We start from the raw sequence: 18,476 nt of genomic DNA on the forward strand, positions 1-18,476 counted from the left end.
TTGACGAAGACCCGGGCCGGCGACACAGGCCCGATACACACCGACGATTAACTACGCCAGCCAGCCGGCACCGAGCCTTGGTGCGGGTGACTGGCGTATTGATCGTTCGAGGAATACCCCATGCTCAACTTCTCCCGAAACTCATCCCTTGCACTCGGCCTGGCCCTGGTCGGCGGCCTGGGTCTGTCCACGGCGGCTTCGGCCTTGACCATGAATGACTTGGCCCAGGGCTACACCCTGGCGGCAGCCGATACCGTGAAGAAACCCGCCGAAGGCAAGTGCGGCGAAGACAAGTTCGCCAAGACCGACACCAACCACGACGGCCAGGTCTCGCGTGATGAGTTCATCGCCGCGGCCCCGGAGCGCGCCGCTGAGTTCGACAAGATCGACGCCAACCGTGACGGCGGTATCTCGTTGCCGGAAGCCAAGCAATACCTGTCGGCCCAGACCAAGAGCGCGGAAGGTAAATGTGGCGAAGGCAAGTGCGGGGCGGCTATCGAGTCCTGATTGGCCCCAGTGGCGAGCCTGATGAGTTGATGCCAGCCCGCTGATGCGGCATCGAACAAAGAACCCGTTAGGTCTATGTAGGAGCTGTCGAGCGAAGCGAGGCTGCGATCTTTTGATCTTTCACTTGAGATTCAAGTGTCTGGGGAAAGATCGCAGCCTCGCTTCGCTCGACAGCTCCTACACAGCTCCTACAGACCCAGCCACGGGTGTTCGGCTTTCTATCGTGCGATTGATCGTCTCATGAGGCTCACCACATCTCGTTTCCCCAGGAGATGTGTCATGTTGAATCTACCCCAACCCTCAGCAGGCCTCGGCCTGCGCCGGGCCTTGCTCGATGAGCTGCGCCAGGCGCCGGCCGGGGATTTCGACTTTCTCGAAGTCGCCCCGGAAAACTGGATCGGAATCGGCGGTGCCCATGGCGCCGCCTTGCATTGGCTGGCCGAACGTTATCCGTTGACGTGCCATGGCCTGTCATTGTCCCTGGGTGGGCCGGCGCCGCTGGACCTGACGTTTCTCGGGCAGGTGCGCGCTTTTCTTGAGCGTTTCGACGTGCCGTTGTACAGCGAACACTTGAGCTACTGCGGTGATGAAGGGCATTTGTATGACCTGTTGCCGCTGCCCTTTACCGAGGAAGCAGTGCATCACGTGGCAGCGCGGATCCGTCAGGCCCAGGATGTACTGGGGCGACGCCTGGCGGTGGAAAACGTCTCCTATTACGCCGCGCCCCGTCAGGACCTGAGCGAGCTGGAATTCACCCGGGCGGTGTTGCGCGAAGCCGACTGCGACCTGTTGCTGGACGTCAACAATGTCTACGTCAACTCGATCAATCACGGCTTCGATCCCCAGGCATTCCTGGCGGGCCTTGAGCCGGGGCGGGTGGTCGCGATGCATGTGGCCGGGCATTACGACGAGTCCGACACGCTGAAAATCGACAGCCATGGCGCGCCGGTCAAGCCGGTGGTCTGGGCGCTGCTGGCCCAGGCCTACGCGCGGTTTGGCGTACAGCCGACCTTGCTCGAACGGGACTTCAACTTCCCGCCCTATGCCGCGCTGGTGGGCGAATTGCAGACCATTCGCCAGTTGCAACACCAAACCGTTACCCGGCAGGCGGTGATCCATGGCTGAGCCCCGGCAGACACTGCATCAGCAGCAACAGGCGCTGACCCGTTACCTGCGCGACCCTGAACACTGCCCGGTCCCGGCCGGCATGGACGCGGTGCGGGCGCAGGTGTACCGCGACCTGATTTTCGAGAACATGCGCTCGTTGCTCAGCGGCACCTTCCCGGTGCTGGTGAGCGTGTTGGGGCAGGACCACTGGCGTGCCTGCGTGCGCCGCTTTCTGCGCGAACATCGCTGTGCCACCCCCCGGTTCGGTGAAATCGCCGAGGAATTCGTCGGTTACCTCGCTGCTCACTCGTCGCCGGATTGGCCGCCGTTCGTGGCAGAGCTGGCGCACTACGAGTGGGTCGAGATGGCGCTGCTGCAATCCCAGGCCGAGCCGTTGCCGACACCTGACGAGGCCTCCTGGCTCGACCAGTCGCTGCGTGTCTCGCCCCTGGCCTGGCCGCTGGCGTACCAGTGGCCGGTGCATCGCCTGGCGCCGAACCACCAGCCCTTGACGCCACCGGCCCAGCCGACGCTGCTGCTGGTGCGGCGAACACCTGGGTTTGCTGTGCGCTTTTCCGAACTCAGCCCGTTGGCCTGGCGGCTTTTGCAGCGTATCGAGGAATATCCCGGGTTGGCGGGGCGAGGGCAGTTGTTGGCGTTGGCGCGGGAGGCGGGGGTGGATTCATCCGCGTTCATGGACAGCGCGGTGGCGCTGCTGCGGCGGATGCAGGACGAAGGGGTTGTTGGCGTACAGCAGTAATCTGCCCATTTGAAGTGCTAACCCCTGTGAGGGCCTGCTGTGGGAGCAAAGCTTGCTCGCGATGGGTCGCCCTCGGTCTGACTGATTGACCGAGTCGTCTGTATCGCGGGCAAGCCTTGCTCCCACAGCAAGCTCGCTCCCACAAGGGATTTTTGTCAGGCCTTGTTTCGCTGGTGTACACCGATCTTCAGCAGCGCATCCACGCTCAACTTCCCAGCCCCCTGCAACAGCAACGGCAGCAACGCCACCAGGTAGATCAACGGCAGCTTGAAGTTGCCATGTCCCTTGTTGGTAATCCCATAGCCCTGGGCCAGTTCGCTCAAGCTTGACCAATCCGCCGGCCAGTGCACGGCGGCAGTCGCCACCACGGTGACGACGATCAGCGCCAGCGCCGACAGGCGCGTACCCAGGCCGATCAACAGGGCGATGGCGCCGATCAGTTCGGCCCACATCGCCAGTTCCCAGTTCCACTGGGCCGGCACATGGTTGAAGGGGAACGGGAAGGCGGACTGGATCTCGGCGAACCAGTTCTCGCCGTTCCATTTCTCCAGGCCGGACTCGAAGAACTCCCAGGCCAGGAACAGGCGCAGGCCCAACGGCGCGAGCCATGCACCTGCGTGATCGAGATGAAGGTGCAGCGTTTTCAAGGCGTTTGAATACATGATCGATTCCCCTGGGCTCAAGCCGCGTGTGGCGGCCGTTGGCGTCGCTGGGTGGCCTGGGCCAGCTTGCCCACCAGGCGGATGGCGGTGGCGGCGCAGATCAGGCCGAAGGGCAGCACATACCAGGCGCTCATGGTGATGCGTTTGAAGTTGGAATAGGCAAAGATCGCCGCCAGCACCCACATGCCGGTGACGTGCAGGCGCTTCCAGGCCCTGAAACCGATCAGGCGCGTGGTGCTTTTGAACGAGGTCAGCGCCAGCAGCAGGATGAACACGTAGCCCACGGTACCTGGCACGTTGCCAAGGGTGGTGCGGCCGGGCCAGAACTCGGGATTGAGCTGGCCGTAGCTGTAGATCAGCACGGCATGGACCAGATGGGAAAACGCAAAGGCCAGCCCGATGAAGCGCCGTTCACGCACCAGCGACCGGCTCAGGGGCGAGGGCACCAGCACCGCGAATGCCGAGGCGGTGAAGGCCAGCAGGAACAAAATGAAGGACGAGCGCGCCGTGGCGCGAATGGCGCTGCGCACGCCTTCGGTCAGGTCTGGGTTGAGCACCAGGATCAACCCGGTCATCAACAGCACCAGGGCGGCGAGCAGGCTGAACAGCGACCAGCCCTGATAACGAAAGGGGGATGCAGTTGCGATAGGCATGTAAAGGCTCCTTGGATGGTGAGACCCGGTCGTGACAGCAGCCGGGAACAGGGGGGAGTCTTTCAAACAGGTGTAAGCGGGGTGTGTCCGCAACGCAGGACTGTGCAAGTTTGTGTATGCCGATCATCCGCAGACACACTGGCATACAAACCCGCATCCAAATCCAACCCCTGTGGGAGCGAGCTTGCTCGCGATGGCGTCAGGTCAGTTGAACAGGTGCTGGCAGATACACCGCTATCGCGAGCAAGCTTTGCTCCCACAGGTCCTGCTCAAACAGATCTGATGGGTGTACGACCGGGAGAGGCAGGTCGGCTACTAGGCCGCCTCGCGGTAGACGTTGATCTCGGGCGCCCCGTTAACCACGCTGGCCGAACGCAGGCATTGTGGAGTGGGCATCCCGGCATGGATGCCGGGATAGCCGCGCTGGGCCATGGATGGCCCTTCGCGGCGGGCCCACGGAGCAATGCCTTCGTTCGGGCATGCCGAGCCTAAGCGAGGCACCGAGTGGTGGGGCAAAAGCGTTTTGCTTACTTTTGCGCTGTTCAAAAGTGAGCCGCCGTCAGGGCGGAACCCTAAGCAGCCGTTACCGCAGCAATGGATGTGTACTCAATCAACAACATCCTAGCCGACGGTCAGGCCGCCATCGCGAGCAAGCTCGCTCCCACAGAGGCTGTGTCAGCTTGCGAATGCCAGGCGCAACTCGGCACACAGGCCGCCGCCGTCGCGGTTGCTCAGGGTCAGTGAGCCGCCCATGGCGATCGCCAGTTGCTGGGCGATGGCCAAGCCCAGGCCGGTGCCGCCGGTTTCCCGGTTGCGCGAGCTTTCCACCCGGTAAAACGGCTTGAGCACCTCGGCCAGTTCCTGCTCGTTGATCCCGGGGCCGCGGTCCAGTACCTGGATCGCCAATTGCCCGTTGTCGGCGAGCTGCACATGGATCTGCGCCGCGCCACCGAACTTCAGGGCGTTGTCCACCAGGTTGACCAGCACCCGCCGCAGGGCATGGGGACGGGTGTCGATGACCGCGGCGTTTTTCCCGGTCAATTGCACGTCCTTGCCCGTGTCCTGGTAGTCGAACGCCAGGCTGTCGAGGAACGCATCCAGGCTGATCCGGCAACTGGCCTCGGTGGCGCCGTGGATGCTGCGGGCATAGGCCACGCCTTCACGCACCAGGTGCTCCATTTCACTCAAGTCGCTCCACAGCTTGTCTTTCTCGATCCCCTCGTCCATGAATTCAGCGCGCAGCTTCATGCGCGTGATGGGGGTCTGCAAGTCGTGGGAAATCGCCGCCAGCAACTGCATGCGCTCCTTGAGGTAGGCAGCAATGCGGTCCTGCATGGCGTTGAACGCTTTGGCGGCATGCACCACTTCGGTCGGGCCTTTCTCGTCCAGGCGTACACCGTGGGCGTTCGGGTCTAGAGTTTCCACCGCTTGGGCCAGCCGGGTCAGCGGGCCGACGGCGAGGCGCACGGCCAGCCAGGTGCAGCCGATCAACAGCGCCAACTGCCCCAGCAACACCATCGGCAGCCAGGGGGAGAGGGGCATCATCGCCGGGCGTACGTCGATGGTCAGCGGGTTGCCGTCCGCCAGGCGCAGGTGCGCCTGATAGTGCATTTTCGGCCCGGGAATCTGTTTGAAGGTCAGGCCATAGGCCTGGCCGATGGCTTCCTGGATCGAACTGACCGAGATCGGCGCGTCGGCCAGATCCATCGGTTGGCCGGCCTGGCCTTCGTCGAGCAGATAGCCATAGTTGCGCCGGGCGAGTTTCGGCAGCCAGGCCTGGCGCTCGGCGGCAGGCAGGCGGTCGAGAATGGCGACGGAGGTCGAGACGTCGGTTTCCAGGTTGCCGAGCATGGTCGACTTGGCGCTTTGGTAGCGCTCGTAGTACTGGACGCCGAAGGACAGCCCCTGGGCCAGGATCAGGCCGATCAGGAAGATCAGCGATAGCCTCGAGGCCAGCGTACGCGGCCAGCGCAACGACAGGCTCATACCGAGGCCTCGAGGATCTCCACCGGCAGCGAGAACACGTAGCCTTCGCTGCGCACGGTCTTGATGTAGGCCGGCTCCCGCGCGTCGTCCAGCAGGCGCTGGCGCAGGCGGCTGACCAGCAAATCGATGGAGCGATCGAACAGGTCGGCGTCCCGGCCCTGGGTCAGGTTAAGCAACTGGTCGCGGTTGAGCACCCGTTGCGGATGGTCGAGGAATACCCGCAACAAACGATATTCGGCGCCGCTCAAGGCAACCATGGTGCCGTCGGTGTCCAGCAGGTGGCGGGCGGTGGTGTCCAGGCGCCAGCGCCCGAACGCCAGCAGGCGACCGCTTTCGGTGACCACCAGGTTGGGCGGCAGCATGCGGGTGCGGCGCAGCACGGCATTGATGCGGGCCAGCAGCTCACGGGCGGCGAAGGGCTTGACCAGGTAATCGTCGGCGCCCATTTCCAGGCCGATGATGCGGTCGGTTTCGTCGTTGCGCGCGGTGAGCATCAGCACCGGCGTGGCCTTGTGCTTGCCGGCACGCAGCTCCCGGCACAGCACCAGGCCGTCGTCGCCGGGCATCATGATGTCCAGCACGATCAGGTCCACCGGGGTGGTTTCCAGGAAGGCGCGCATTTGCCGGCCATCGGCAACGACGGTGGTGCGCAGGCCGTTCTTTTTCAGGTAGTTGCCAACCAGTTCTCTGATCTCGCGATCGTCATCCACTATCAACACATGATCGACATGATCCATGGTGTCCAGCTCCTCGGCGTTTCGTTGCGAGCAGTCTACAGGCGCCGGCCGGCCCGGCTCGCGGCGGTTTGTATTGCAGTGTATCTGGCGCGCGACGGATACACAGCGATGCAAAAAGCCACCTGGCTCGATACAGGCGCGATACCTGCGCGGCATTCAATGGCGTCCATCGAGGCAACACAACAGGCCTCGGCAGATAAACCCATTGAATCGAGGAATCGCCATGAACAGCAAAGCCATCTACGCCGCCTGCCTTTTCGCCGCACTGAACATTTGCACGCTGTCGGCCCGGGCCGAAAGCAACGTGCCGGCGCAAACCTACACCTACGGCACCCACCTGGACATCCAGAAGGTGCTGTCCCTTAGCGAAGACGCCGAGCCGACCTGCGGCGTGGTCAACGCCCACATGACCTACCTGGATTCGGCAGGCCACAAGCAAGCGTTGGACTATCGCAAGTTTTCCGATAACTGCAGCAACCAGAACTGACCTGCTTTTGTGGCGAGGGAGCTTGCTCCCGCTGGGCCGCGAAGCAGCCCCCGAAATCGACCTGACAACTGGATGCTTCAGGAAAATAAAGAGGGCCGCTTCGCGCCCCAGCGGGAGCAAGCTCCCTCGCCACAGGGTCTATGTCAGCTTTTTATTTTGAGGTGTTGCCATGCTTCTGATCGCTTTTCTCGGCGGGATCCTGACGATCCTAAGCCCCTGCATTCTTCCGGTGGTGCCGTTTCTGTTTGCCCGGGCCGATCGCTCCCGTGGCTCGGTGCTGCTGACCCTTGGCGGCATGGTGCTGACGTTTGCCCTGGTCTCCAGCCTGGCGGTGGTCAGCAGCGAGTGGGTGCTGCGTGCCAGCAGCGTCGGCCGGCAAGTCGCCTTGGTGGTGATGGTGGTGTTTGCCTTGTCGCTGATCTTCAGTCGGGTCGGCACCTGGTTGGCGCGGCCGCTGGTCAGCCTGGGTAATCGCCTGGACGCCGGCGCCGGGCGGATGGCCGGGCCTGTGGCTTCAGTGCTGATCGGGGTCGCCACCGGGTTGCTCTGGGCGCCGTGCGCCGGACCGATACTCGGGGTGATCCTGACCGGGGCCATGCTGCAAGGCGCCAGCACACAAACCAGCCTGCTGTTGCTCGCCTACGGCCTGGGCAGTGCCTTGTCCCTGGGGACGCTGATCCTGGCCGGGCGCGGACTGGTCGGACGCCTGAAACTCTCGCTGCCGATCACCACCTGGCTGCGCCGGGGAACAGGGGTGGCGGTGTTGCTGGCGGCCGTGGCGATTGGCACCGGGGCGGATGACCGCTTGTTGGCGGCGACTTCCTCCCAACAATCGGCCAGCTTGGAAAAAAGCCTGCTGCAGAACGTGCCCAAGGCCATCGACTATGTGGTGAGCAAGGCTGGCGCAAGTTCCATGCCGGCCCTCGAATCCCAGGGCGCCATGCCTGCGCTGGACGGCGCGGTGCAATGGCTGAACTCGCCGCCGCTGAGCAGCGAATCACTCAAGGGCAAGGTGGTGCTGGTGGACTTCTGGACCTACGACTGCATCAACTGCCAGCACACCTTGCCCTATGTGAACGGTTGGGCGAAGAAGTATGAAAAGGACGGCTTGGTAGTGATCGGTGTCCACACCCCGGAGTACGGCTACGAGAAAATCATCGACAACGTCCGCGAGCAGGTGCGCAAGCTGGACATCCACTACCCGGTGGCGATCGACAATCAGTATGCGATCTGGCGCGCCTTCAACAATCAGTATTGGCCGGCCCATTATTTCATCGATGCCAAGGGGCAGGTGCGCTATAGCCATTTTGGCGAAGGACGCTATGGCGAGCAGGAGCAGGTGATCCAGCAACTGCTGCAGGAGGCGAAGGCTAGCCAGATTGATAGCTAAACCGTTTAATTTCAATATTTTGTAGTTATATTATCAATCTGTTTCTAGTTCGACGCGCCACTTGCGAACGAATGTCGCAGATGGCGAAGGCAAGCCGTCCCCGTGGCGAGGGAGCTTGCTCCCGCTGGGCCTGTAGGAGCTGTCGAGCGGAGCGAGGCTGCGATCTTTCCCCTGACACTTGAGTCTCAAGCGAAAGATCAAAAGATCGCAGGCTTCGCCAGCTCCTACAGAGCCCAGCGGGAGCAAGCTCCCTCGCCACAGGGTTGCATGCGGATTCGAGAATGGCATGCAAATGCTGGCCCCTTGCTCAGTTACATAAGGTCAAACTTCTTTCCTTTCAGAAAGTTGGGCGACAAACCTATGCGTATTTCTATGTGGGTCGTGGCGACATTTCTCCTGGCCGCCGTTTCGCTTGAGGCCCAGGCCAGGGTGCTGACGCAAAACCAGCAGTCGGTGTGCCGCTGGGGGTCGGATATCGCGGCAGGGGCGCAGGCGTCGAAGCTTTCCGGCGTCAGCCTGTACGGCGCGCGCAAGAAGCTGCAAGTGCGCAAGTTTCCCCGGCCCTGGATGCGCATGACCGCCCTGGGCATTACCGAGCAGACCTACAACAGCGCTTCGCGCCTCAAGCCGGTCGCGGTCAAGCAGACTTACTACGAACAATGTGTCCGTCACGAACTGGCGCGACGCTAGGCCCTCAGGCCGGGCTGCGGCCCGGCATTTCGATGCCATGCAGGTTTACCCGTCGATACAGGGTTGCCCGGGAAATGCCCAGGGCCCGGGCGGCGGCGGTGGGTTTCCAGCGATGGCGCACCAAGGCATCGAGCAGTGCCTGGCGTTCCGGGCTGGCGCTCGGTTCCGGCCCGTGATCGGCGGCGTCCGTGTGGTGCATTGACTCGGGCAGATGGCTGAGCTGGACCACGCTGGCTTCGCACACCGCGCACGCATAACGCAGCACATGGCGCAACTGGCGCACATTGCCCGGCCAGTGATAACCGAGCAGGCATTCCAGGGCCGCGCCGCTCAATTGCACTGTTGCCCCGCACAGCGCCGACTCCTCGGCAAGAATTCGATTGATCAACGCCAGCCGGTCGCTGCGCTCGCGCAACGGTGGCAGCTGGAAGCGCGCGCCACCCAGGCGGAAATACAAATCCTCGCGAAACTCGCCGGCGGCTACCAGGGTCTCCAGGTCGCGGTGGGTGGCGCAGATCACCTGGATGTCGACGGCCTTGCGGCGGGACCCGCCCAGTGGCGCCACTTCACCCTCGGCCAATACGCGTAGCAGGCGGGTCTGCAAGGCCAGCGGCATGTCGCCGATTTCATCCAGGAACAAGGTGCCGCCATCGGCCTGTTGCAACAGACCCTGCATGCCTTTGGCCGAGGCACCGGTGAAGGCGCCGGCGACGTAGCCGAACAATTCGCTTTCGATCAGGCTTTCGGGAATAGCGGCGCAGTTCAACGCCACGAAAGGGCGATCACGGCGCTGGCTGGCCTGGTGCAACTGACGGGCGAACACTTCCTTGCCGGAACCGGTTTCGCCCTGGATCAGCACCGGCAGGTTGCGATCTTTCACCCGCACCGCCAGGCGCAGGCTGTCGGCCAGGCGTGGATCGATTTCCAACGGGGTCATCGCCACCCGCGAACGTGAACTGGCCCGCTGGCGTGGCGCGCTCAAGCGCCCGTGCATGGCGTGGTCGAGCGAGCAGAGGCTTTCGTCCCGGGCACGGTGCAGCAACTGCTGGTCGAACACCTGGCTGATGTGTTGCGGCAACTGCCCGTAATGTTGCAGCAGGTACTGGCGGGCGGCCGGGTTCAAGGCTTGCAGGCAACCGTCGTCGTCCCAGGCGAACAGGAAGTCCGGCTGGCTGTCGACGTAGCCGGCGTTGCGATGGGCCCGCAGCACCCAGTAACCCTGGGCGCTGCTCATGAAAAACGCCTGTTCGATCTCCCGGGCGCTCTGCACCACCATTTGCCGGATCAGGTGCTGCGAGCGCCGATCATCCGGCGAGCGCACCGCCGAGACGTCCAGCACCCCGAGCAATTCGCCCTGGGGGTCGAAGACCGGTGCGGCGGAGCAGGTCAGGCCAATGAACGCCGCCCGGAAATGGTCGCGCTTGTGCACCGTCACCGGGGCCTTGGCCGTGAGCACCGCCGCCACGCCGCAGGTGCCTTCCTCGCCCTCCGACCAACAGGTGCCCAGGTACAGCCCGGCCTTGCGGCAGTCATTGCGGATCGTGGTTTCCACCCGATAGTCGATGGTCTGGCCCTGGGCATCGGTCAGTAGCACGCAGTAGTCGGCATCGCGGACCCGGCCATGGAGGCGAGCCACTTCTTCGCTGGCGATATTGAGGAACAGCTCGGAGCGCTCACGGCATTGCTTGAGCACGTCCTGGGACAGGATGCGCGGGCCCTGCAGCGAACCGGGGTCCAGGTGATGTTGCTCCATGGACCGGCGCCAGGAGTCGAGGATCAGGTCCGGGACGGGCAGTTGTGGCAATTGGTTCGCGTTTTTCACCACGCGGCTGACGCAATCCACGTGCGCCCGGGAGTGAGCGGAAAGCATAGGGGCCTCCGATTCAGCTTCTTATCGTTGTGCGCACATTAAGCGCCGTTCGCCGGGTGCAGACAAGCTCGACGGGTTCTGCGGGCGGTGTGAGACGCCACGTCTCAGCGTCTCGCCGCAACCTCGTGCAGGCTGACATGGGGCGTCTCACCGGGGCTCGGTTCGCTTCATCGAAAATCCCATGGGGGCCGCTCTGGCCCGGGCTTTGAGCAGGTTTTTTTCACAACTGGCACCGCCCTTGCTCTACCTCTGGAGCCCGCTCGACGGGTCATCCAAGAATAACAACGAGGTGTCTATGGTTTCCTGCCCAGGCCGTGTGCCTGCCCCCTCCACGGTGGCGTCATGAGTCGCCGGCCGTTGACCGTGGGCATCATCGCCAACCCCGCATCGGGCCGTGACGTGCGGCGCCTGACCGCCAATGCCGGGCTGTTTTCCAGCACTGACAAGGTCTCGGTGATCCAGCGCCTGCTGGCCGCTTTCGGCGCCACCGGCATCGAACAGGTGTTGATGCCCACCGACATGATTGGCATGGCCGCCGCCGTGCTGAAGAACAGCCACAGCCGGCAAGCCCGCAGCAGCCACTGGCCGGCCCTGGAGTTTCTCGACCTGACCCTGCGCCAGACCGTCGAAGACACCCGCCGCGCCGCACGCCTGATGGCCGAGCGCGAGGTGGCGCTGATCGCCGTGCTTGGTGGCGACGGCACCCACAAAGCAGTGGCCGCCGAAGTCGGGGACATCCCGTTGCTGACCCTGTCCACCGGCACCAACAACGCCTTTCCCGAACTGCGCGAGGCCACCAGTGCCGGCTTGGCCGGCGGGTTGTACGCCAGTGGCCGGATCCCGGACTCGATCGGCTTGCGCCGCAACAAACGCTTGTTGGTCTGTGATGCCGGACGTGGCTTGCGCGAAGTCGCCCTGGTGGATGTCGCCGTGTCACCGCTGCGGTTTGTCGGCGCCCGGGCGATCAGTCGCGCACAGGACCTGGCCGAAGTCTTCGTGACCTTCGCCGAACCGCAATCCATTGGCCTGTCGGCGCTGTGCGGCTTGTGGTTTCCGGTGTCGCGCCAGGCACCGGGTGGCGCCTGGATGCGCCTGGACCCGCAATCCCCCGAAGCGCTGCTGGTGCCGCTCGCGCCAGGGCTGCTGCAAGGCTGTGGCGTGTTCGCTGCCGGGCCCCTGGAACCGGGCATCGCCCACGGTCTATCGCTCTCCAGCGGCACCCTGGCCCTGGATGGCGAGCGGGAAATCGAATTCAACGCGCAGGACCGACCCACGGTCACCCTCGATGCCGGCGGCCCGCTGAGCATCGACGTCAACGCGGTGCTGGCCTACGCCGCGCAACACCGTTTGCTGGCCATCGGCCGCGAACACCCGCAACACCCTCTGAATCTTCAAGAAGACACCCCAGGAGAATAAAAATGTCGACACCGCTCACCCACGATCAACTGCTGCACGCCTACCAGGTGATGCGCACCATCCGCGCCTTCGAAGAGCGCCTGCACGTGGAATTCGCTACCGGCGAGATTCCCGGTTTCGTCCACCTGTATGCCGGCGAAGAAGCCTCGGCCGCCGGCGTCATGGCCCATCTGGGCGATGACGATTGCATCGCGTCCAACCACCGTGGTCACGGCCATTGCATCGCCAAGGGCGTGGATGTCTACGGGATGATGGCCGAGATCTATGGCAAGAAAACCGGCGTCTGCCAAGGCAAGGGCGGTTCGATGCATATCGCCGATTTCGAGAAGGGCATGCTCGGTGCCAATGGCATCGTCGGTGCCGGCGCGCCGCTGGTGGTCGGCGCCGCGCTGGCGGCCCGGCTCAAGGGCACCGACAGTGTCGCCGTGGTGTTTTTCGGCGACGGCGGCTCCAACGAGGGCGCGGTGTTCGAAGCCATGAACATGGCCTCGGTGTGGAACCTGCCGTGCCTGTTCATCGCCGAAAACAATGGCTACGCCGAAGCCACCGCCTCCAATTGGTCGGTGGCCTGCGATCACATCGCCGACCGTGCGGCCGGGTTCGGCATGCCCGGGGTGACGGTGGATGGCTTTGACTTCTTTGCCGTGCATGAGGCCGCCGGGGCCGCCGTCGAGCGCGCCCGTGCCGGGGAAGGGCCGTCGCTGATCGAGGTCAAGCTGACCCGCTACTACGGCCACTTCGAGGGCGACGCCCAAACCTATCGGGCGCCCGACGAGGTCAAGCATTTTCGCGAGAACCAGGATTGCCTGATGCAGTTCCGCGAGCGCACCACCCGAGCCGGATTGCTCACCGTCGAGCAGTTGGACCAGATCGACAAGGAAGTGGACATGTTGATTGAAAACGCCGTGAACAAGGCCAAATCCGATCCCAAGCCCACCGCGGCGGACCTGCTGACCGACGTCTACGTCAGCTATCCCTGAACGCCCTCCTGAATAACAACAAATAGAGAATCCCATCATGGCGAGAAAAATCAGCTATCAGCAGGCAATCAACGAGGCCCTGGCCCAGGAAATGCGCCGCGACTCCAGCGTCTTCATCATGGGTGAGGACGTGGCCGGTGGTGCCGGCGCACCCGGTGAAAACGACGCCTGGGGCGGTGTGCTCGGCGTTACCAAGGGGCTTTACGACCAGTTCCCCGGACGCGTGCTGGACACGCCGCTGTCGGAAATCGGTTACGTCGGCGCGGCGGTCGGGGCCGCCACTTGCGGCGTGCGCCCGGTGTGCGAACTGATGTTCGTCGACTTTGCCGGCTGTTGCCTGGACCAGATCCTCAACCAGGCGGCGAAGTTTCGCTACATGTTCGGCGGCAAGGCCTCCACGCCCCTGGTGATCCGCACCATGGTCGGCGCCGGCCTGCGCGCCGCCGCCCAGCATTCGCAGATGCTCACATCGTTGTGGACGCACATTCCGGGACTGAAAGTGGTGTGCCCATCGTCGCCTTACGACGCCAAGGGCCTGCTGATCCAGGCGATCCGCGACAACGACCCGGTGATCTTCTGCGAGCACAAGTTGCTCTACAGCATGCAGGGCGAGGTGCCGGAAGAGCTCTACACCATTCCCTTTGGCGAGGCCAATTTCCTGCGCGACGGCAAGGACGTGACCCTCGTGTCCTACGGGCGCACCGTCAACACCGCCATGGACGCGGCGCGCAGCCTGGCCGGGCGTGGCATCGACTGCGAAGTCATCGATCTGCGCACCACCAGCCCGCTGGACGAGGACAGCATCCTGGAAAGTGTCGAGAAGACCGGGCGCCTGGTGGTGATCGACGAGGCCAACCCACGCTGTTCCATGGCCACCGATATTTCGGCGCTGGTGGCGCAAAAAGCCTTTGGCGCGCTCAAGGCGCCGATTGAAATGGTCACCGCGCCGCACACCCCGGTGCCGTTCTCCGACTCGCTGGAAGACCTGTACATCCCTGACGCGGCGAAGATCGAACAAGCCGTGCTCAACGTGATCGAGTGGAGCAAGCGCTGATGAGCCAGATTCATACCCTGACCATGCCCAAGTGGGGCCTGTCGATGACCGAGGGCCGGGTCGATGCCTGGCTCAAGGAGGAGGGCCAGGCCATCACCAAGGGCGATGAAGTGATGGACGTGGAGACGGACAAGATCTCCAGCAGCGTCGAAGCACCGTTTTCCGGCATCTTGCGCCGGCAGATTGCCCGGCAGGACGAAACCCTGGCGGTCGGCGCCTTGCTCGGCATCGTGGTCGAGGGCGAAGCCAGCGATGCCGAGATCGATGCGGTCATCGAACAGTTCCTATCGACCTTTGTCCCCGGTGATGCGGCCGACGAAGACAGTGGGCCGAAACCGCAGAAAGTCGAGTTGGACGGCCGGGTGATCCGCTATTTCGAGCGAGGCGAGGGCGGCACGCCGCTGTTGCTGGTGCACGGTTTCGGCGGCGACCTGAACAACTGGTTGTTCAACCATGAGGCGTTGGCGGCCGGGCGTCGGGTCATTGCGCTGGATCTGCCGGGCCACGGCGAATCTTCGAAAACCCTGCAACGCGGCGACCTGGACGAACTGAGCAGCGTGGTGCTGGCCTTGCTCGATCACCTGGACATCAACGCTGTGCATCTGGTGGGGCATTCCATGGGTGGGGCGGTGTCGCTGAATGCCGCACGCCTGATGCCCCGGCGAGTCCGGTCGCTGACCTTGATCGGCAGCGCCGGGCTTGGCGCGCAGATCAACGGCAGCTACCTGCAAGGTTTTGTCGAAGCGGCCAACCGCAACGCCCTCAAGCCGCAACTGGTGCAACTGTTTTCCAATGCCGAGCTGGTCAACCGCCAGATGCTTGACGACATGCTCAAGTACAAGCGCCTGGAGGGCGTGGACGCGGCGCTGCAGCAACTGTCAGCGACGCTGTTCGCCGACGGCCGCCAACAGGTGGATTTGCGCGAAGTGGTGCAGGCCGGCGACGTACCGAGCCTGGTGATCTGGGGCAGCGATGACGCAATCATCCCGGCGGTCCATAGCGAGGGGCTAAGTGCCCAGGTCGAGGTGCTGTCCGGCCAGGGCCACATGGTGCAAATGGAAGCGGCCGAGCAGGTCAACCGGCTGATCCTCGGCTTCGTCGAGCAGCACTGATCAAGCGGGCGGCGACATGCGTCGTCGTCCCTACAAAATTCTGGAGGCAACGCTATGAACGTTTCAATCAAGCCGACCCGCAGCATGCGCGCCGCCGTCTGGCATGGCCGCAACGACATCCGCGTCGAAGACGTGCCACTGCCGGTTTCGCCGCCCGCCGGTTGGGTGCAGATTCGCGTGCAATGGTGCGGCATCTGCGGCTCCGACCTGCATGAATACGTGGCCGGGCCGGTGTTCATTCCAGTGGACGCGCCGCACCCGCTGACCGGGATCAAGGGCCAGTGCATCCTCGGCCATGAGTTCTGCGGCGAGATCGTCGAACTGGGCGCTGGTGTCGAAGGCTTCAGTGTCGGTGAACCAGTGGCGGCGGACGCCTGCCAGCACTGCGGCACCTGCTATTACTGCACCCACGGGCTCTACAACATTTGCGAGAACCTGGCCTTCACCGGGCTGATGAACAACGGTGCGTTCGCCGAACTGGTCAACGTGCCAGCCAACCTGCTCTACAAACTGCCCGCCGATTTCCCGGCCGAGGCCGGTGCGCTGATCGAGCCGTTGGCGGTGGGCATGCATGCGGTGAAAAAAGCCGGGAGCCTGCTGGGCCAGAACGTGGTGGTGGTCGGTGCCGGGACCATCGGCCTGTGCACCATCATGTGCGCCAAGGCCGCCGGTGCGGCCCAGGTGATCGCCCTGGAAATGTCCGGCGCGCGCAAGGCCAAGGCCCTGGAAGTCGGGGCCAACCATGTGATCGATCCGAACGAATGCGACGCCCTGGCCGAAGTCCGCCGCCTGACCGCTGGCCTGGGGGCCGATGTCAGTTTCGAATGCATCGGCAACAAGCACACCGCCAAACTGGCCATCGACCTGATTCGCAAGGCCGGCAAGTGTGTGTTGGTGGGCATTTTCGAGGAACCCAGCCAATTCAATTTCTTCGAACTGGTTTCAACCGAAAAACAGGTACTCGGTGCGCTGGCCTACAACGGTGAATTCGCCGATGTGATTGCCTTCATCGCCGATGGACGCCTGGACATCTCCCCACTGGTCACTGGTCGCATCCAGCTGGAGCAGATTGTCGGCCAGGGCTTCGAGGAATTGGTCAATAACAAGGAGCACAACGTGAAAATCATCGTGTCTCCCGCACGGATCTGAGAGCGCCTGACGTGGGCGATTTGGCGATGGCCGGCAGCGGCCATCGCATTTTTTTGAGGCCAGGGGCGACGTTCAGTCCGGACGATAGTCTTGCCAGACGGTCCTTTCGTTGAGTTGCAGTTGCTGCTCTTCTTCTTGCCGAAACGTACGGTCGCAGTCGAGGAAGAACTCATCGAGCTGCGGTGGCTTGATGCCGGTGCCACTGAGCATCGAATGCACCTGGCCGCGGTGATGGATCTGATGTTCGAACAGGTGCAACAGCAGCCGGTCGATGCGCTCGCGCACCACACCGTCGACACGCACCAGCTCCACGGAGCGGGCGAGGTCTTTCTCCCGCAGGGTTTCGCAGAACGCCACCAGCCGCTGGTCGGTCCGGGTTTGGCTTTGCTTCAGTTGGGCAAAGGCCAGGGTCTCGGAGAAGTCTTTTATCTGCCCATCGCGGTCGCCTTCCAGGGCGGTGAGGTAATAGCGGTCAACTTCCAGGATGTGGCAAAGCGTGGCTTGCATGGACGGGAAGAACCCCGTGCGCGGCGCTTCGTATTCGGCCTCGCTTAACTGCGCGCAGGCGCTGAGCAGCCTGTGGTTGGCCCATCGGTTGTTCAGGGCCTGGGCCAGGAAATAATTCATGGGAAGCCTCGTCAAGACTTTGTGGGAGCGAGCTTGCTCGCGATTTAGTCGGCACATCCAGCATAGCCGGCTCAGGCAGACCGCTATCGCGAGCAAGCTCGCTCCCACAGGTTGAGTCGCATGGGCTCACTGTTGTGTATTCACCACAAATCCCTGTGGGAGCGAGCTTGCTCGCGATAGCGGCGGCACCATCACCGCCAGTTAGCGCCATGCCCTTGGGTCAAAGCCCCACATCCGGCAACACTGGCCGATTGGCCATGGCCATGGCCTTGGCCATGATCTGCTCCACATACACCCGGTCCGCTTCCGGCAGGGCCAGGCGCGGTGGGCGGGTGAGGGCGCTGCCGCGGCCGGCGATGGCTTCGCACAGCTTGATGCATTGCACCAGGTCGGCGCGGGCGTCCAGGTGCAGGATCGGCATCAGCCATTCATAGATCGGCATTGCTTCGGCGAAGCGTCCGGCGCGGGCCAGGCGGAAAATGGTCTCGCCTTCTTTTGGGAACACGTTGGACATGCCCGAGACCCAGCCTTCGGCGCCCACGGCGAGGCTTTCCAACACCACGTCATCGAGGCCTGCAAACAGCACAAAACGGTCACCGACTTCGTTGCGCACGTCGATAAAGCGCCGGGTGTCGCCGGAGGAGTCCTTGAAACACACCACGTTGTCGCAATCGGCCAGGGAAATCAGGATGTCCGGCGTCACGTCATTCTTGTAGATCGGCGGGTTGTTGTAGACCATCAGCGGCACGTCGGCGTGGCGGGCCACGTAGCGGAAATGCTCGGCGGTCTCGAAGGGCTTGGAACCGTAGACCAGCGCCGGCATCAGCATCACTCCGTCGACGCCGACCTTGCGCACTGCGTTGGCAACCTTGGCGGCTTGCACGCTGGTGAATTCGGCCACGCCGCAGATCACCGGCACGCGGCCACGGGAGGCGTCTACCGCGACTTCGGTCACGGCGATTTTTTCCTCGGCGCTCAAGGAAGTGTTTTCCCCCACCGACCCGCAGACCACCAGGCCGGAAACGCCATCACGGATGACGTTGGAAATCACTTGGTGGGTTTTTTCCAGATTGATGGAAAAGTCATCGTTGAATTGGGTGGTGACGGCAGGGAAGACGCCGCTCCAGTTGATGCGTTTGCTCATGGGTTGTCTCCGTTTTTGATAGTGCTTTTGTGGCGAGGGAGCTTGCTCCCGCTGGGCCTGTAGGAGCTGTGTAGGAGCTGTCGAGTGCAACGAGGCTGCGATCTTTTGATCTTTCGCTTGAGATTCAAGTGTCTGGGGAAAGATC

Annotated in this window: 19 protein-coding genes; 11 read left to right on the top strand and 8 right to left on the bottom strand. The window is 63.3% G+C overall.

The annotated features are described in order from the left end of the window. The first annotated feature begins 120 nt into the window (after positions 1–120). From B0E42_RS19005 to B0E42_RS19015, 3 genes are all read left to right on the top strand, one after another. Positions 121–507: an EF-hand domain-containing protein gene (locus B0E42_RS19005; RefSeq protein ID WP_053179412.1), complete on the top strand. Its 387-nt coding sequence runs from the start codon at positions 121–123 to the stop codon at positions 505–507. A 279-nt stretch (positions 508–786) separates the two neighbouring features. Then, the gene (locus tag B0E42_RS19010) at positions 787–1,632 is read left to right on the top strand and encodes a DUF692 domain-containing protein (RefSeq protein ID WP_077507034.1); all 846 of its coding nucleotides are present in this window, start codon (positions 787–789) and stop codon (positions 1,630–1,632) included. Continuing rightward, entirely contained in the window at positions 1,625–2,374 is a 750-nt protein-coding gene (locus B0E42_RS19015) for a DUF2063 domain-containing protein (RefSeq protein WP_077507035.1), read from the top strand. The genes B0E42_RS19010 and B0E42_RS19015 overlap by 8 nt, the downstream gene beginning before the upstream one ends. 155 nt (positions 2,375–2,529) lie before the next feature. On the opposite strand, the gene B0E42_RS19020 is transcribed toward B0E42_RS19015, so the two are convergent. The 5 genes from B0E42_RS19020 to B0E42_RS19040 form a co-directional block, all read right to left on the bottom strand. Then, complete coding sequence (locus B0E42_RS19020) at positions 2,530–3,036, bottom strand: DoxX family protein (RefSeq protein WP_077507036.1); 507 nt, start codon at positions 3,034–3,036, stop codon at positions 2,530–2,532. A 17-nt stretch (positions 3,037–3,053) separates the two neighbouring features. Next, on the bottom strand, positions 3,054–3,689 hold the full coding sequence (locus B0E42_RS19025; RefSeq protein ID WP_077507037.1) for a ferric reductase-like transmembrane domain-containing protein: 636 nt from the start codon (positions 3,687–3,689) through the stop codon (positions 3,054–3,056). Between the two features lie 315 nt (positions 3,690–4,004). Next, positions 4,005–4,205 carry a nucleoid-structuring protein H-NS gene (locus tag B0E42_RS31170; RefSeq protein WP_168188528.1) on the bottom strand — a complete coding sequence of 67 codons (201 nt, stop codon included), beginning with the start codon at positions 4,203–4,205 and terminating at the stop codon, positions 4,005–4,007. Between the two features lie 159 nt (positions 4,206–4,364). Then, positions 4,365–5,675, bottom strand: a complete 1,311-nt coding sequence (locus B0E42_RS19035; RefSeq protein WP_077507039.1) for an ATP-binding protein — start codon at positions 5,673–5,675, stop codon at positions 4,365–4,367. Continuing rightward, positions 5,672–6,412 carry a response regulator gene (locus tag B0E42_RS19040; protein ID WP_003202589.1) on the bottom strand — a complete coding sequence of 247 codons (741 nt, stop codon included), beginning with the start codon at positions 6,410–6,412 and terminating at the stop codon, positions 5,672–5,674. Before B0E42_RS19040 ends, B0E42_RS19035 begins: the two co-directional genes overlap by 4 nt. Before the next feature lie 223 nt (positions 6,413–6,635). Here B0E42_RS19040 and B0E42_RS19045 point away from each other — a divergent pair, with 223 nt between their 5' ends. From B0E42_RS19045 to B0E42_RS19055, 3 genes are all read left to right on the top strand, one after another. Continuing rightward, the gene (locus B0E42_RS19045; RefSeq protein ID WP_077507040.1) at positions 6,636–6,899 is read left to right on the top strand and encodes a DUF2790 domain-containing protein; all 264 of its coding nucleotides are present in this window, start codon (positions 6,636–6,638) and stop codon (positions 6,897–6,899) included. Positions 6,900–7,068: 169 nt separating this feature from the next. Next, positions 7,069–8,289 carry a cytochrome c biogenesis protein DipZ gene (locus B0E42_RS19050; protein ID WP_077507041.1) on the top strand — a complete coding sequence of 407 codons (1,221 nt, stop codon included), beginning with the start codon at positions 7,069–7,071 and terminating at the stop codon, positions 8,287–8,289. A gap of 360 nt (positions 8,290–8,649) precedes the next feature. Beyond that, positions 8,650–8,979, top strand: a complete 330-nt coding sequence (locus tag B0E42_RS19055) for a hypothetical protein (protein ID WP_077507050.1) — start codon at positions 8,650–8,652, stop codon at positions 8,977–8,979. 4 nt (positions 8,980–8,983) lie between these two features. Here the strand turns inward: B0E42_RS19055 and B0E42_RS19060 are convergent, their stop codons facing one another. After that, positions 8,984–10,849, bottom strand: coding sequence for a sigma-54-dependent Fis family transcriptional regulator (locus tag B0E42_RS19060; protein ID WP_077507042.1), 1,866 nt, complete (start codon positions 10,847–10,849; stop codon positions 8,984–8,986). Positions 10,850–11,191: 342 nt separating this feature from the next. On the opposite strand from B0E42_RS19060, the gene B0E42_RS19065 reads away from it, so the two are divergent. The 5 genes from B0E42_RS19065 to B0E42_RS19085 all read left to right on the top strand — a co-directional run bounded on the left by B0E42_RS19065 (position 11,192) and on the right by B0E42_RS19085 (position 16,560). Next, positions 11,192–12,265, top strand: a complete 1,074-nt coding sequence (locus B0E42_RS19065; RefSeq protein WP_077507043.1) for an ATP-NAD kinase family protein — start codon at positions 11,192–11,194, stop codon at positions 12,263–12,265. A gap of 2 nt (positions 12,266–12,267) precedes the next feature. After that, positions 12,268–13,245, top strand: a complete 978-nt coding sequence (locus tag B0E42_RS19070; protein WP_003202577.1) for a thiamine pyrophosphate-dependent dehydrogenase E1 component subunit alpha — start codon at positions 12,268–12,270, stop codon at positions 13,243–13,245. 37 nt (positions 13,246–13,282) lie between these two features. Then, positions 13,283–14,299, top strand: coding sequence for an alpha-ketoacid dehydrogenase subunit beta (locus tag B0E42_RS19075; protein WP_014339122.1), 1,017 nt, complete (start codon positions 13,283–13,285; stop codon positions 14,297–14,299). Then, positions 14,299–15,411, top strand: coding sequence for an acetoin dehydrogenase dihydrolipoyllysine-residue acetyltransferase subunit (locus B0E42_RS19080; protein ID WP_077507044.1), 1,113 nt, complete (start codon positions 14,299–14,301; stop codon positions 15,409–15,411). The genes B0E42_RS19075 and B0E42_RS19080 overlap by 1 nt, the downstream gene beginning before the upstream one ends. Before the next feature lie 84 nt (positions 15,412–15,495). After that, a complete protein-coding gene (locus tag B0E42_RS19085) occupies positions 15,496–16,560 on the top strand; it encodes a 2,3-butanediol dehydrogenase (protein ID WP_256578322.1) in 1,065 nt (354 codons plus the stop codon). A gap of 72 nt (positions 16,561–16,632) precedes the next feature. Here B0E42_RS19085 and B0E42_RS19090 read toward each other — a convergent pair whose 3' ends face one another. Together B0E42_RS19090 and B0E42_RS19095 are read right to left on the bottom strand one after the other, a co-directional pair. Next, entirely contained in the window at positions 16,633–17,187 is a 555-nt protein-coding gene (locus B0E42_RS19090) for a DinB family protein (RefSeq protein WP_077507046.1), read from the bottom strand. A 220-nt stretch (positions 17,188–17,407) separates the two neighbouring features. Continuing rightward, positions 17,408–18,331, bottom strand: coding sequence for a dihydrodipicolinate synthase family protein (locus B0E42_RS19095; protein ID WP_077507047.1), 924 nt, complete (start codon positions 18,329–18,331; stop codon positions 17,408–17,410). Positions 18,332–18,476 lie beyond the last annotated feature (145 nt).

The organism is Pseudomonas sp. A25(2017), from assembly GCF_002001065.1.
GTDB classification, from domain to species: domain Bacteria; phylum Pseudomonadota; class Gammaproteobacteria; order Pseudomonadales; family Pseudomonadaceae; genus Aquipseudomonas; species Aquipseudomonas kilonensis.